Genomic DNA, 15,826 nt, shown 5'->3' with positions numbered 1-15,826 from the left:
ACAAAAATATGGCAAAAGCTACCATATTGTTACATTTTTATTGTTTCTTACACAAAAAACCTTCCCTTTCCGGCATTTTAAAAACATTCACAAACCGCACAGCATCGTCCCCTTAGCGCAAACAAAAAACCGCCCGTAAAAGCCGGGCGGCACAGACAGCAGATTTCTATAAAGTAAAAACCACTCTTTTAATTAAAACACCCCCACTCCAAAAGGTTTTCAGAGTGAGGGCAATGCTTGTTTATTTCCCATACTGCAGTGCCGCCGCGATGAAATCGCGGAACAGCGGATGGGCTTTCGTAGGACGGGATTTGAATTCCGGATGGAACTGGCAGCCCAGGAACCACGGATGCTCGCTTTGGGGCAGCTCCACAATTTCCACCAGACGGTTATCCGGGGAAATGCCGCCCAGCACCAGACCATTCTTCGTCAGTACATCCCGGTATTCATTATTGAATTCGTAACGGTGGCGGTGGCGTTCATATACCAGCGGCTGGCCATAGGCCTTATCCGTCAGGGTATCGGGATAAACTTTGCAGGGGTACAGGCCCAACCGCATGGTACCGCCCTTATCCTCAATATCCACCTGATCCGGCATCAGGTCGATGACCGCCGGAACCTCCGCTTTAAATTCGCTGCTGTTGGCGTCCTGCATGCCGCAGATATTCCGTGCAAATTCGATGACAGCACACTGCATGCCAAGGCAGATGCCGAAGAACGGAATCTTATGCTCCCGGGCATAACGTACGGCAGAAATTTTGCCCTCGATGCCCCGGTCTCCGAAACCGCCGGGTACCAGAATACCGTCCACCCCTTCGAAGACTTTGTCCAGATCTGTACCGGGAGCTTCGATTTTCTCCGCATTCACCCAGCGGATATCCAGTTCCGCCTCATTATGCAGGGCCGCGTGTTTCAATGACTCCGTAATACTGATATAAGCATCCTGCAGTTCCACATATTTGCCAGCCACCGCAATGGTCACTTTCCGGTCGTAATGCTTCAGGATACGCGCAACCATATCATGCCAGCCGGACATATCTTTCGGTTTCAAAGGCATATCCAGTTTCTGCAGCACGATGTCATCCATGTGCTGCTCTTCCAGCAGCTGCGGAACCTGATAAATGCTTTTAGCTGTCAGGTTCTGGATGACCGCTTCCTTGTCCACATCGCAGAACATGGCCAGCTTGGCGATCATGTCCTCGGACATGGGATGCTCACTGCGGCACACCAGAATATCCGGTGTAATACCGATGCTGCGCAGTTCCTTGACGCTGTGCTGGGTTGGCTTCGTTTTCAGTTCACCCGCCGCGCCGATATAGGGAACCAGCGTAACATGAATGTACAATACGTCGTTTTTACCCACATCCTTTTTTACCTGACGGATAGCTTCCAGGAAAGGCAGGCTTTCAATATCGCCTACCGTACCGCCAATTTCGGTGATGACAAAATCAGCGTTGTCATTGTTGCCGACCCGGAATACCCGGGACTTTATCTCGTTGGTAATATGGGGAATGACCTGCACCGTACCGCCCAGGTAATCGCCCCGGCGTTCTTTTGTAATAACGGACTGGTAAATTTTACCGGTAGTCACGTTGGAACTTTTGGACAGGTTGATATCAATAAAACGTTCATAATGGCCCAGGTCCAAATCCGTTTCCGCTCCATCATCCGTCACGAACACTTCACCGTGCTGATACGGACTCATGGTTCCCGGATCGATATTGATATAAGGATCGAATTTCTGTACCGTAACCTTATAGCCCCGGCTCTTCAACAAACGTCCCAGAGAAGCTGCCGTAATTCCTTTTCCGAGAGAAGAAACCACGCCGCCTGTTACAAAAATGTACTTTGTTGCCATTGAACTGTACCCGTCCCTTCTGATTCAGTAGTTTGTTTTTCCGAAGGTGGAATGATGCCCCGCTTTTCCGCGGAATGACCGGTAATCCTCCCTGTCTTCCACCCGCAGTGAAAAAACAATATTAGTTATATTAACTTTTCTTAAATTATACTTACCTTTTATTATAAAAATAAAACGGGGGAAACTCAAGTCAAAAATTACAGGCTTGCAAAATCTGTGAAATGTACACGGATTTCCCGTAATATGTTACATTTTTTCCGGAGCGGATACGCCCAAAATGGACAGTGCATGCCGTACTACATGTCCCACTGCCATAACCATGGCCAGCCTTGCCTGCTGCAGATCCTCACTGACGCCCAGGATGCGGCACTGGTTATATGCGGAATGGAACAGTCCCGCCAGGTCGTACACATAGTGGGCCACCTGCTGCACCGCCCGTTCCTTCGCCGCCGTTGCCAGCATTTCCGGATATTCGCCCAACTTCTTGATCAGGTCCACTTCCACCGGTTCCGTCAGCAGTTTATAATCGCCTTTTCCCTGCACAGTTATGCCCGCTTCCGCCACCTGCCGCATAATGCTGCAGATCCGGGCATGGGCATACTGCACATAGAACACCGGATTGTCATTGGATTTTTTCTTGGCCAGGTCCAGGTCAAAGTCCAGCTGGCTGTCGATGGAACGCATCACAAAGAAGAACCGGGCCGCGTCTGTTCCTACTTCATCAATGAGTTCGTTCAGGGTCACGCTCTGACCGGTCCGCTTGGACATCTTCACTTCCTGCCCGTCCCGCAGCAAACGGACCATCTGAAGAATCAAAATTTCCAGTTGTTCCGGCTGATAACCCATGCACTGCATGGCCGCCTTCATCCGGGCAATGTACCCGTGATGATCCGCGCCCCACAGATTGATGACCCGGTCAAAACCCCGGCCGAATTTATTGGCATGGTAAGCGATATCCGCCGCAAAGTAAGTAGGAACGCCATTATCCCGGATCACTACCCGGTCCTTGTCGTCGCCGAATGCGGTAGACTTCAGCCACAGGGCCCCGTCCTGTTCATACATGTAACCCTTTTCCAGCAGTGTGTCACAGGCTTCTTTGATTTTATTTGCTTCGTGCAGGGTCTTTTCGCTGAACCATACATCAAAGCGAACGTTGAAACGTTCCAGATCTTCCTTCAGCGCCGCCAGTTTTTCCTGATAGGCGATGGTCTTGAACTCTTCCAGCCGTTCTGCTTCCCCCATCTGCAGGAAACGGTCGCCGTACTTGTTGATGATACGCTGCGCCGTATCGATAATGTCGTGACCGTGGTATCCGTCCTCAGGGAATTCGATTTCTTTTCCCAGCAGTTCCAGATACCGGGCATTGACAGAACGGGCCAGATTGTTCATCTGGTTGCCGGCGTCGTTGATATAATATTCCTGCTCCACGTCATACCCGGCCGCCTTCAGCAGATTACCCAGAGCGCTGCCTACCGCCGCGCCCCGCCCGTGTCCCACATGCAGCGGACCGGTGGGATTGGCGCTGACATATTCCAGCTGTATCTTTTCATCAGACGCTTTAGGCAGATTGCCGTAATTCTCCCCGGCTTCCACAATCCGGGCCAGCATGTCGTACACCCAGTCCGGGTTCAGATAAAAATTGATAAAACCGGGCCCGGCAATTTCCGCTTTCTTCACATACGGGCAGTCCAGGTTTTCCACAATATACTGGGCCAGCACCCGGGGATTACAACGTAAAGCTCTGGCAGACTGCATTGCAAAATTACTGGCGAAATCGCCGAACTCCTTTTTCGGCGGAACTGTCAGCTGTACTTCCGGCAGGGCGCCGTCTTTTACCACGCCGGCAGCAATGGCATTCTGCGCTGTTTTTATAATTGCATCACTCAATACGGACTTAATATCCACGCTTTTTTCCTCCAATTTCTATCGCAAATCAACAACTATCGTCGTCATGATCCGGTTCATGTCCGCTGCCGCATAGGCAAGGTCATATTCCAGCTGAATCTTCCAGCCATAGGGCAGCTTTTTGATACGTACTCTTTTTGTTTTCGTTTCCAACGGAATCATCAGGTAGGGCGTCCGGTAATCTCCTGCACAGGTGCCGCCTTCCGCAAATTCCTGGTGCATCTCATAAGCCCCGTGACGGATCAGGGAAACCTGTGAACTGTTCCATTTCACAGTCGTTGTCGTGCCGGACATACCAGAAGCTTCCGTCTCTTCATACCGGGCATAACAGTATCCGTTTTTTTCTGTAAAGGTCCCGGTGTTTACCGTTTCCAGCCGGGATACCCCATCGCTGTTACGGGAAACGCCAGACACCGTGATCTTTGCTTTTTGCATGCAGCCTCCGGAACCGGTTATAGTAAAAACTGTCACGGGTCATGCGCAACCGGCATGTCCCGATGACAGTTTCAATTCTTCAATAAAGCACTGACAATTACACCATTACAGGGAACGTTCCATTTCTTCAAATTCTTTCATGACTTCTTCGTCCGGGGTCGTTATCAGGCTGACTCCGACCAGGACAACAAGGCTCACCAAAAATGCGGGCAGCAGTTCGTAAATCCCCCATATGCCGCCCATGGGCGCAACCAGGAACTTCCAGACGAAAATCATGACGCCGCCGGCCACCATACCGGACAACGCCCCTTCAAAAGTGGTCCGCTTCCAGAACAGGGCAGCCAGTACAAGCGGTCCAAAGGAAGCGCCGAAGCCTGCCCAGGAGAACGCCACGATTTTGAATACATAACTGCCGGGATCCCGGGCGATAATAACTGCCAGGATCGCGATAACGATAACCGTGATCCGGGCTGCGAACATGCTCTGTTTCTTGCTCAGGGCTTTTTTATCCGAATTGGCCCGCATGGTTCCCTGCATAATATCCTGGCTTACGCTGGAAGCCGCCGCCAGCAACTGGGAATCTGCCGTAGACATGGTGCTGGCCAGAATTCCTGCCAGAACCAGGCCCGCCCCGATAGCCATCAGCGCACCGTGTTCCGCGATGGTATTGGCAATCTGGATAATGATGGTTTCCGTATTGGCGTCCGTCAGGTTCTTCACCAGGCCTGCGCCGGTCATGGTCTTGCCCACGATACCGATGGCAATAGCTATGAACATAGCGATAACGACCCAGACAGAAGCGACCCGGCGGGACACGGCCAGTTTATTCTCGTCTTCAATGGCCATAAAACGAAGCAGGATATGAGGCATGCCAAAATAGCCGAGGCCCCAGGCCATGGTAGAAACGATGGTCAGCAAAGTGTAAGGCGCCGCGCTGTTGGTCTTCACCGAATAAGTTTCCGTAAGGGAGAGATACCCCGGCAGCGCTTTGGCATTATCCAGCACTGCGTCTATGCCGCCCACCATTGAGGTGGAATAAAGCAGTACGAACAGCAGGGCGAATGTCATGATGATGCTCTGGACAAAGTCCGTGGTGGACGCTGCCAGAAAGCCGCCTGCCGCCGTATAAGATACAATGACAACAGCCGAAATAATCATGGCCGTCATGTAGTCCGCGCCAAACAGGGTTCCGAACAGCTTGCCGCAGGCCGCGAAGCCGGAAGCGGTGTACGGGATAAAGAAAATAACGATAATTGCCGCCGCAAAAGCGGTCAGGATATGACGGTCATCATGGAACCGTGCGGAAAAGAACTGGGGCAGTGTAAAGGAATCTGTAATACGCGTATAGATGCGCAGCCGTTTTGCCACAAACAGCCAGTTCAGGTACGTGCCCACCGCCAGGCCGATACTGGTCCAGGCCACATCCGCCGAACCGCACAGATAGGCGACACCCGGCAGACCCATCAGCAGCCAGCTGGACATGTCCGATGCTTCCGCGCTCATGGCGGTTACCAGCGGCCCTAACTGACGGCCGCCCAGATAGAAATCGGAAGCCGATTCATTCTTCTTCGCGTAGTAAAACCCGATCAGCAATACAAAAATCAGGTAAAAGGCAATTGTTGCCACAATATAAAAAAGATGTGAACCCATAATCAAAACCCCTCAAAAACAAAATTTTGGAACTGAAAATGATATATGGACAGTGTACCACAAAACCCTAAAAAATAAAAGCGCCGCTGTACATAAGCCGCGCTTTTCAAAACGATACACGATTACCGCATGTTTTCAATAATGTCCTCAAAATTATTGATCAGCAGCGGATGCCCGGTCACGCTCAGGTCACGCAGCGCATAGCCATAGGAATCATACCAGTTGTCGGCCAGTTTCATTTCCAGGCCTTCTTTTTCGAACTCTTCTACCATCTTTAAAACAAAACGGTTAACTACGCCCTCTTTATCCGTATTCAGCGGGATGATGCGGGTCTCCGGTTCAAACTCTTCAACCGTGAGATCCCAGCCTCCCGGGATAGGCGGTCGGCGGTCCGCTCTGATAAAATACGTTTTGGAAAAGCCAACATAAGTCCCCATCGCGTCAAACATTTTTGCCTTGACCAGCGGGTAACCGTTTGCGTTGCCCCATTTTACAATTGCTTCAGAGCACTCGTTATTGTGGATCACGCTTGGTAATTCGCCCTTTTTAACAACAGCCATTTCCATTTCCTCCTCTGCCTTATTGATTATCCGGACGCTTTTACACGCCGGCTCATTAAATCCATATTTCTGTAATCTGTCACGCAGGATGTGGTGCATACATTACATAACCACAAACTTGCATATATATAATATTATTTTACATGATTCCGCCAATTATTTCAATTTATCTTTACATTATATTTTCATGTTTTCTTTATTTTATAAACAACTGGAAATCTGAAGAAACGGATTTCCGTCCCGGTTCACTTCTCTTTCAGCATCTGCATGAAATTCTCCCACATTTCCGAAACGACCGCAAGCAACGATTCGGAGCGTGCGCTCTGCCAGCTTAAAAATGACTGTATCTGCTTCTGCAGTTCTTCCTCACCCGGATGCTGCAACGCAATACCCCGCGCCCAATAGGCGTTGACGTAATCGTCATGAAGCAAGCCCAATACATCCTGCAGCTGCTTCAGCTGCCGCAGCAGATCCACCGGCAGTTCCGTAAGATCGACGGTCTGGGTCACATACCGGAAGCGTTTCACCTTGATGCGAATCTCATGGAGATCATCCATATCGGAAAAATCCGGATACTTTTTACTGAGGGACAACATTTTTTCACACCAGGCATCCAAGCGCCGCGCTACATAATGCCGGGCGCTTTCTTTTCCCGATTCCTTAAATGCACCCGTCTGCAGCAGGTTCAGCCAGAGCATAAACTCTGTAAACTTTTCCGTATGACTGTTCAGAAATGAATGGGAAAAGAATTTGTCCTGTTCATCCTGCCGCAACTGTAAAAACAGATTAAGCAACATAGCGGACGAATCTCCTTCTTCCCCTGCGCCTTCACGACGCCTGCAGGTCAGGACAGCCGCGTCCAGTTCCCGCATATTGGAAAGGGAATCTGCTTCTTCCCGAAGAAACGTCTGCCAGCCTGACACCTCCGGCTCAGGCAGACCGTCCTTAAAAAACACCAGACAGGAACGCAGCCGCCGTATTTTTACACGCACCTGGCGCACCAGAAGCTTGTTGTCCGGATCCTGGTACAGGAGATGCCAAAACCAGTTGATGATGAGGATCTGCCAGTACAAATACTGTTTCATGGCCTGCAGCCGTCCGGTGTCGCCGGACACCCGGGGATAGGGCTTGCCAGCCAGAGCGTGCAGCCGCAGTTTCAGATCCGGTTCCGCCACCACAAACTCATCGCCGCCTGACAACAGCTGCTGTACCGCCGCCAGCACCGGTTTCTCGCTGCCGGTGCTGTAGCTGAACTCCACATCGAATAAATCGGAAAGGTGGGAATCCACCAGCAAAATACCTTCCGATACCCGTACTTTAAAGGGCAGTAACGATCCGCCCCGCAGCCTGCTGCGGCGATACCGGGCGCTGAGATTTTCTCCGTATTCTTTTTCACGCAGTTTTCCCTGCTCTACGGTGAGTTTCAGCAATTTCGCCACATCTTCCGTAAAGGTTTCCGGGCGGGCGATCCGCACACCGTGCAGGCAAAGTTTTAACGCCAACTTTATTTCACCTGTGCCAGCATAGGCTGCCCGGACAGGGCAGCGACAATATTCTGCGCTGTAACCAGCGCCATTTCATCCCGGGTCTCCTCCGTTGCAGAGGCCATATGGGGCGTCACTGTAATATTGGGAAGTGTCAGTAACGGATGATCTCCCGGCAGAGGTTCCGGTTCTGTCACGTCCAGTCCTGCCGCCGCCACTTTGCCGCTTTTCAGCGCTTCATACAACGCATCCGTATCTACCACCTTGCCCCGGGAGATGTTTACAAAACGTACGCCGTCTTTCATGGCGGCAAAAGCAGCTTCATTAAACAAACCTTTGGTGGAAGGGTTCAGCGTAACCGCCACCGCGATAAAATCAGACGTTTTCAGCAGTTCTTCCCACGATACATACCGTGCGCCCAGCGCAGCATCGTTCAGGCGGCGGCTGCGATTATGATAAATTACGCGCATGCCGCTTGCCTGAGCCCGTTTTGCAATAGCACTGCCGATATCGCCGAAGCCGACCACGCCCAGCGTTTTGTTATATAGATCAACGCCCAGACCCATGGCCTTCCGTTCACCCCACAGCCCGTTCTTCGTGTGCAGATGACCCCGCACGATACCCCGGGCCGTATCAATCAGCAGACCGTAGGCAATATCCGCCACCGCGTTTACCAACACGCCGGGCGTGTTTCCAATCTTTACGCTGCGCGCATGGCATGCTTCCACATCAATATTATCGTACCCTACCGAAGACTGGGCCACCACCCGGAGTTTTGGCGCTTTCTGCAGCAGCTTTTCATCAATCCGGATGTTCCCAGCGGAATACAGGGCGTCCGCCTCCTGCAGCCACGCGTTCCACTGTTCCTCCGGCACCCGCCCCCGCTGCTGCCAGCTTTTCAGCGTCACCTTATCCTGTAAATATGCAATTGCCACGGGACGGATCTTCCCGCTGCAGATAACGGTTTTATCTTTTAAATCCATGATATGAGCCTCCAAAATACAAACTCTGATTCTGCAGAGAGGAAAGGCATGTACACAATACGATAACCCAACCGGAAACATGTTCTGCAAAAATAAAAAACGGGACAGAGCAATCTGTCCCATTTATTTTAGCACACTGAACAAAAAAACCAAATTGAAGATGTATTTTTATTGCTAATTTTTTTATATCTCTACAAATTCCCCGTAAATCTGTTACATTTTTTCTATTTTTCTTTTTATGCATAGAAGAAAATCTGACGCGCCAGCAAAATTGCCAGAGCAAAAGTCGCCACCAGTTTTCCCAGCATCGCCACAAACTGCATCTTTGCCGCCTGCCAGGCCAATGCCCCGGCATGCTGCATGTCGTGGGACCTCAGATATTCGTACAGATACGCCATGGCAAACGCGCCTATAGCGCCGCCAATCACACTGCCCAGCACGGGAAACACCGTCGTTCCCAAGATCGTACCCGCAAACGTGCCGCAGCCGATAAGGAACACGCCCCACCACGAGATATCTTTAACCTGTCGCTTGATGCCAAAAAATGACAGCACAAATTCCCAAATCTCACCCAACGCGTAAATCAGAATCACAGCGGAAATGATACGGATGTCAAAATACTTGGACGGATCGTAAAACGCAAAGCCCAGACAGCAGCCCGCCATCAGCGTATTACCCGGCAAATCGAACAACGCCATGGCAACCGCCACCAGAATCAGACACACTGCAGCCAGCCATTCCAGCATATACGAATCTGCCATACCGGAAAAACCTGCCAAAACCTGTTCCATCGCTTCTCCTTTTCCAAAAACACACAACAGTCTGTAACACAATACATCACTCCGGGACGGCTGCCCGCATTCCGAAAAGCTCTGACTTTTCATGAAGCCGGAGTACGACCAAATGTGAAAGTACTGACGTGATTGTTCTCATCGCGCAATTCTTCTCTCCCGGGCGAAACCAATTATAGCATAAGCGCAGACAGAAATAATGAAACTTATGTGAATTCTTTCTTAATTTTTTTCTTTGTATATAGTATAATACTTTTGATATAAAAACAACGATTGCCGACTTTTGCTATAGAATAATTAAGGAGTTTACATGACTGAATTATTATCTTCCGTAACTTCCACTGCGACCGCCTTACTGACGCCGGAGTTCTGGGCTGTCCAGTGGCCCTTGTGGAGGGCATCCGTCCTTACCTGCGCCTCGATTCTGCTGTTCCGCATCTGCTACCGTTTTTTCATCCTGCGATTGACAGCATACTTAAAACACAGATACCATTATGATTTCATCGACAGCTTCGTAAAAGCCTTTAACCATCCCATCCAGACATTTTTATGGATTCTGGCCTTTTATTCGTTCATCGTGCTCAGTCCCCTGAATCCCTTTTCACAGCATCCTGCATTTGACAAAATCCTGCGAAGCAGCCTGATCATCTGTCTCATCTGGGGCGTGTACAACCTGTGCGACGCGGGTCACGGGCTGATTATGCAGCTGCTGAAACGCTCCAGCCTGCATATTGACGAAACCCTTGCCGAAATGATTTCCGCCCTGGCGCATATGGTCTGTGTTATGTTCGGCATCGTCCTGGTTGCCAATGAGTGGAACTATGATATTACCGCCTTTGTGGCTTCCCTAGGCATCGGCGCTATGGCTATCGCTTTCGCCGCCAAGGATTCCCTGGCTAATATTTTTGGCAGTCTGGTCATCATTACGGAGCGCCCCTTTGTCATCGGCGACTGGATCTCCGCCAACAACGTGGAAGGCATCGTGGAATCGATTACCTTTCGCAGCACCTGTATCCGCACATTTTATCAGGAGCTGGTGTATGTACCCAACAACCTGCTGAGCAACACGCCTATCATCAACTATACCCAGCGGCAAAAGTATCGCATCCAGTTTATGCTGGGCCTCACCTACAGCACCACCCGGGAACAGATGCAGGAAGTCTGTCAGCAGATCCGCAATCTGTGTGAACGGTTGGATGAGATTTACAATGATGGAATTGACGTCAACTTCTTTGAGTTCGGCGACAGCTCGTTAAACATCCGGATTGTGTGCTACGCCAAGGCCCCCAACAATTCCGTATATCTCAGGGCGCGGGAAAAATTCAATCTGGAAGTCATGAAGATATTGGAAGAAAACGGCGTAAGCTGTGCGTTCCCCAGCCGCAGCATCTATTTTGAAACACCGATTCCGGAAGCAGTCAAGGAAAAATAAAAATAACGCTGGAACTTACAGAAAGTTCCAGCGTTTTCTTTTTTATTCACACCACAGATCCACGTGTTCGAAGCGCACCACATCCACCAGGCCGCGGTCTGTCAGCCGCAGCTCCGGAATAACAGGCAGGGAAAGGAAGGCCAGGATCATAAAGGTGCTGAATTCTTCCGGTATGCCCAGTTCCTTTACCCAGAATTCCAGCTGTCTGATTTGTGCATTCACGGCTACCGCATCCCGGTCACTCATAAGACCGGCAATTGCCAACGGCACGGTTGCCCGCACTTCACCTTCCGACACGACGATCAGGCCGCCGCCGATTTCCCGCAGGCGGTTCACGGCAACCACCATGTCTTCATCGTTAGTGCCTACCACGGACAAATTGTGGGAGTCGTGCCCTACTGTCGTAGCAATAGCGCCTTTCTTCAACCCGAATCCGTAAACAAAACCCAGCCCTATGTTGCCCGTATTGTGATGGCGTTCGCACACCGCCATCTTCAGCACATCCCGTTCTGTATCGCTGACAACTTCCCCATTGCGGACAGTGGGGTCCAGATGCAGCTTCGTAGTCAGCAGCTGGGTCTGGCTGATACCGATTACACGCATCCTCATATTGGGACGCGCCGGAATTTTAAAATCTTCTTTCGTCACTTCAGGCATGTTCATGGACTGACCCGGCATCTTCAGCACCGGTTCGCTCTTCCATAACAGCCTGCGGTTTTTCACTGTCAGTGCGCCACCCTTCACCACGTGAACCGGCTGGAAGGACCGGAGATCCTCAAAAGCAACGATATCTGCCTGATAACCCGGAGCAAGGGCACCGGTCTGTTGCAGTCCGTAACACTCGGCAATGTTCAGCGTCGCCATGGGAATCAGGTCTTCCGGCTCATAGCCGTGAGCCACACCAATCTCCAACAGGTAGTTGATGCTGCCCTGCTCGATCAGATCGTCCGCATGGCGGTCATCGGTACACAGGCAAAGCCGGCGGTTATCCGCCCTTTCCAATACCGGAAGCAGGTCAACCAGATTGTGAGCCGCGCTGCCTTCCCGCAGGAACACGTACATGCCCCGTTTAATTTTTTCAAGGGCTTCCGCAGGTGTCACGCACTCATGCTCTGTCGTAATTCCGGAAGACACATAGGCATTCAGTTCCTTGCCGGAAATTCCCGGGGCATGCCCATCCATCTTCTGTTTGTAGAACAGCTTCAGCTTATCCATTTCCAGCTGTTGTTTATACAGAATTCCGGGGAAGTTCATCATTTCTGCCAGGCCCAGCACCCTGGGACTTAAATTGCGCAAACGTTCCATGTTTTCCGGAGTAATACGGGCACCGGAAGTATCCATGTCCGTTGCCGGAACGCAGGAAGGAACCATCAGGTAAGCGGAAAAGGGAATCCCCGCTGTTTCTTCCAGCATAAACCGGAACCCGTTTTCACCTAACACATTGGTAATCTCATGGGGATCGGTAATGGCGCCGGTAACCCCGTTCAGCAGCAAAACTTTCACCATCTCCCGTGGAGAAAGCATAGAACTTTCAAAATGCACATGGGCATCCATCAGCCCCGGCGTCAGGTACAGACCCGTCACGTCAAGATTCTGCTTGCCCGTATAGTTACCTATGCCGACAATCTTACTGCCGCTGATGGCAATATCCGCATCTTCCCAGGTTTTCAGGAACACGTTGAACACGTGTCCCCCCTTTAACACAAGGTCGGCCTCCTGCCGTCCTGCCGCTACGTCGATTTGTTCTTCCAGACTGCTTGCGCGCCAAAAATCCATATGTGCCTCCCGTTTGCTTCGGTGATTCTGCTAACCGGCCAAAGCATAGTTCATTGTTTCAGATTTCCTGATGTTCAGTTTATATTTTAATTATAGCATATTTTTATCTGTTTTCTGTAAAAATCAGTTTTAAGCTCTTTTCCTTAACAAATCCCATCTGTCATTTTCTTAAACAATAACAAAACAGCCGCAGTAAAACCCGCGGCTGTTAAACTCCATACTAACTTTTAACTCATTTCATTATCAAGGCATTGTCAAACACAATCTACAGCCACTTTTTCTTTCGGAAAAACACCAGGCAGAAGACTACGACAGCGATGCTTACCAATATCACGGAATGGTATCCGTAGTGCCACTCCAATTCCGGCATATAACGGAAATTCATGCCGTACCAGCCGGCAATCAGTGTCAGGGGCATAAAGATTGTTGTGACAACGGTGAGAAGCGTCATGATCCGGTTCTGCCGCACCTCCAGCTGCGCATGATAGAGGTCCCGCACCTGCATCGTGTGATCCCGAAGCGAAGCCGCGGAATCGTGCCGCCGCGCCATAAGGTTCATAAACAGATGGACGTAACGCAGATTTTCCTCGCTGAAAAATCCGTTTTCATTCTCCTCCAGTTCCTGCGTCATATCAATAATCTGCTCGTAGTGTACCAGCAACTTTCGGATATCGCTGTGGATTTCGTTAACCCGTTCGAATTCCTCTTCCCCCTGCGAGGCCAGAATCGCGTCCTCAATCTGGTTCAGCTCTTCCTCATAGCGTTCCATGATAGCCAGATCATTTTCCACGATTTGTTCCAGAAAATCATACAGAAAGCGTTCCAAGCTCGGCTTCCGCCAGCGTTTTCTGCGACGGATCGCATTGATCATCTGCTCCGCCTTGCCGCTGTCATCAATAAATACAATCCCCTTTTCGTCCAGCGCGAAAGCAAAACGGAAATCCCGTTCTTCGATATTCTCCCGGTCAGGAAGCTGAAACGTCCCGGTAAGGGAGTCATAGTTGACCTCTGCCTTTGTGTTGTGGATGTCCCCCACATCCGGTTCCAGTTCGATGCCCATGTCAAAGCATTCCCGGTCCTGTGCCCATTCCGGTGTCGTAAGAACGGCCACGTACTTGTGGTCCATTTGGGCAAGCAGTTCTTCTTTTGTGCAGGGCTGTATGGTGTCAGCCAGAAGATAGTAACTCATTTATCCTCCTGTAGATGGAATTTATCTGTTTTTATATTTATATTATAGCAAATAATCGCACTGTAAAAAAGATGAGCCCGGTATACTGTCCCACCGGAACATAAAACAACCCCTGACTTTTTATTAAGCCAGGGGTTATATTTGGTGATCCCGGGCAGATTCGAACTGCCGGCCTACCGCTTAGGAGGCAATTGGAAGTGCTTTTTCCGATTATTTTCAGAGTAGTATAACCACTCTGAAACGCCCTGTTTATGCGGGTTTTCAGCATTATAGGGTAAAATATGTCATAAAGTCAAAGTTGTTTATTTTTTCACTTAAAACACGAAAACCCGAGTTGAGTTTGCAAAAAGTTTCGCGAAATTTTCGCACGAATCAGGATTCATTTATTGTATTGAATCCCTAAGATAAACGCGAATTTGTGAGTTCAAAAGTGATTATTATCAACAACCGCCTTGTAAAATATAGATATACTGATTAGTTATTAAAAATAGAAAAACCGGCAGGTATCTTACCAAGGTCTGCCGTAAAACGGTCCTCGGCCTCTGCCGATTTGTCTGTTATTAATATAGTACAAATCGCAGATAGAATCAATAACCGTTTTAGAGTTTTACGATACTCCATTTTCGCCGTATCGTATACCTATAAAAAAAAGAGCTCCCAGACCCTTGGAATTTTGCCAGTAGGCAAAGAAGACCGTATTCTGGGCAGTCTCTTTTAATATATTAATTATAACAGTAATCGAAAATCGGGTCAACGAAAAATGAAACCCTGACAGTGTGTTCAGAACCGCTATTAACGGCACACCATCAAGGCTCATAAATAATATACCAATAAATACCTGCTTTAACAATATTCTGTTATCCGCGTCACTAAAACAAACAGCAATTTATAAAACCGGGTTCTGTTCAGTTAAACGCCAGCGTCTCCCCGTCTTCAGGCATCAAATATTCCACGCCGCGCTTTGCCAGCAAGCCGCGCATTGTATAACGGGTTATGGATGCATGCGCCACTGTATCCATATGGCTGATGACAATCTGCGCATCCGGTACGGTCCTGGCAACCGCTTCCACATCTTCGTCATTCATGATTAACCGTCCAAAACCGACCAGTTCCGCAGCGCAGGCGTTCAATACCACCACATCCGGCGTAAAAGTCTGCAGCGTCTTTTTTATTTCTGTAGTCCAGATCGTATCCCCTGCAACATACAGTGTCTTTTCCTGTTTTGCCTGAAATAAAACACCGCATGCTTCTCCGCAGGGTTCTATCACGCCATGCAACGCCGGTGTCCGGGTGATTGAAACATCACCGCAGGCATACGCGGTTTCCCCTAACACAAGGACCTGTTCAAAGCCGGATGCACGGAACACCTTGCCGTCTGTTTCATTCTGCACCAAAACAGGCACCGTTTTGTCCAACAATCCTCCTACCGTGCCATCCGGCGCCATGTCAACATGGTCAGGATGAATATGCGTTACAATATAATAGTCTACGCCTTTCAGTATTTCCTCTACCGGTTCAGGCAGCGCGCACATTGGCATCGGTATCCCTTCTTTCGCTGTATCCGGAACATGAAACGGATGATTCGGGATATCCAAAAAACATCCCATCCGTCCTTTTTCCAAAAGCCAGGGATCTATCAGAAACGTCTTGCCTGCATATAAAACGCGAATCGTTGCATTGCGAATCTGTTTGATTTCCATAAAGCACCTCCACCGTTTTTTTTAATTATAGCAAAACAGCCGCAGAAAAATCTACGGCTGTTA

At 49.7% G+C, this 15,826-nt stretch carries 12 protein-coding genes and 1 tRNA gene; 1 reads left to right on the top strand and 12 read right to left on the bottom strand.

From position 1 onward, the window contains the following. Positions 1-241: 241 nt before the first annotated feature. The 8 genes from BM159_RS09980 to BM159_RS09945 all read right to left on the bottom strand — a co-directional run bounded on the left by BM159_RS09980 (position 242) and on the right by BM159_RS09945 (position 9,666). The gene (locus tag BM159_RS09980) at positions 242-1,858 is read right to left on the bottom strand and encodes a CTP synthase (RefSeq protein WP_093914090.1); all 1,617 of its coding nucleotides are present in this window, start codon (positions 1,856-1,858) and stop codon (positions 242-244) included. A 246-nt stretch (positions 1,859-2,104) separates the two neighbouring features. Further along, a complete protein-coding gene (gene argS / locus BM159_RS09975; protein WP_093914089.1) occupies positions 2,105-3,763 on the bottom strand; it encodes an arginine--tRNA ligase in 1,659 nt (552 codons plus the stop codon). Positions 3,764-3,781: 18 nt separating this feature from the next. Further along, positions 3,782-4,198, bottom strand: a complete 417-nt coding sequence (locus tag BM159_RS09970; RefSeq protein WP_093914088.1) for a YwiB family protein — start codon at positions 4,196-4,198, stop codon at positions 3,782-3,784. A 105-nt stretch (positions 4,199-4,303) separates the two neighbouring features. Continuing rightward, positions 4,304-5,848 (bottom strand): sodium/proline symporter, encoded by a 1,545-nt coding sequence (locus BM159_RS09965; protein WP_093914087.1) that lies wholly within the window; start codon positions 5,846-5,848, stop codon positions 4,304-4,306. 122 nt (positions 5,849-5,970) lie between these two features. Further along, complete coding sequence (locus BM159_RS09960) at positions 5,971-6,408, bottom strand: hypothetical protein (protein ID WP_093914086.1); 438 nt, start codon at positions 6,406-6,408, stop codon at positions 5,971-5,973. 245 nt (positions 6,409-6,653) lie between these two features. Next, positions 6,654-7,910: a CHAD domain-containing protein gene (locus tag BM159_RS09955; protein WP_093914085.1), complete on the bottom strand. Its 1,257-nt coding sequence runs from the start codon at positions 7,908-7,910 to the stop codon at positions 6,654-6,656. 2 nt (positions 7,911-7,912) lie between these two features. Beyond that, complete coding sequence (locus tag BM159_RS09950; RefSeq protein WP_093914084.1) at positions 7,913-8,875, bottom strand: 2-hydroxyacid dehydrogenase; 963 nt, start codon at positions 8,873-8,875, stop codon at positions 7,913-7,915. Positions 8,876-9,111: 236 nt separating this feature from the next. Then, positions 9,112-9,666 (bottom strand): DUF456 domain-containing protein, encoded by a 555-nt coding sequence (locus BM159_RS09945; protein ID WP_177206003.1) that lies wholly within the window; start codon positions 9,664-9,666, stop codon positions 9,112-9,114. Between the two features lie 310 nt (positions 9,667-9,976). On the opposite strand from BM159_RS09945, the gene BM159_RS09940 reads away from it, so the two are divergent. Beyond that, complete coding sequence (locus BM159_RS09940) at positions 9,977-11,098, top strand: mechanosensitive ion channel family protein (RefSeq protein ID WP_093914082.1); 1,122 nt, start codon at positions 9,977-9,979, stop codon at positions 11,096-11,098. Positions 11,099-11,140: 42 nt separating this feature from the next. Here BM159_RS09940 and ade read toward each other — a convergent pair whose 3' ends face one another. The 4 genes from ade to BM159_RS09920 form a co-directional block, all read right to left on the bottom strand. Continuing rightward, entirely contained in the window at positions 11,141-12,874 is a 1,734-nt protein-coding gene (gene ade / locus BM159_RS09935) for an adenine deaminase (RefSeq protein ID WP_093914081.1), read from the bottom strand. Between the two features lie 265 nt (positions 12,875-13,139). Continuing rightward, positions 13,140-14,063, bottom strand: a complete 924-nt coding sequence (locus BM159_RS09930) for a magnesium transporter CorA family protein (protein ID WP_093914080.1) — start codon at positions 14,061-14,063, stop codon at positions 13,140-13,142. A 142-nt stretch (positions 14,064-14,205) separates the two neighbouring features. Beyond that, positions 14,206-14,310, bottom strand: a tRNA-Arg gene (locus BM159_RS12005). Between the two features lie 658 nt (positions 14,311-14,968). Further along, positions 14,969-15,763 (bottom strand): MBL fold metallo-hydrolase, encoded by a 795-nt coding sequence (locus BM159_RS09920; protein WP_093913387.1) that lies wholly within the window; start codon positions 15,761-15,763, stop codon positions 14,969-14,971. Between the last annotated feature and the right edge of the window lie 63 nt (positions 15,764-15,826).

The organism is Succiniclasticum ruminis DSM 9236, from assembly GCF_900112895.1.
Taxonomy (GTDB): Bacteria; Bacillota; Negativicutes; order Acidaminococcales; family Acidaminococcaceae; genus Succiniclasticum; species Succiniclasticum ruminis.
Note: the sequence above shows the minus strand (reverse complement) of the source record. Positions and strands in the feature narration are given on the sequence as shown.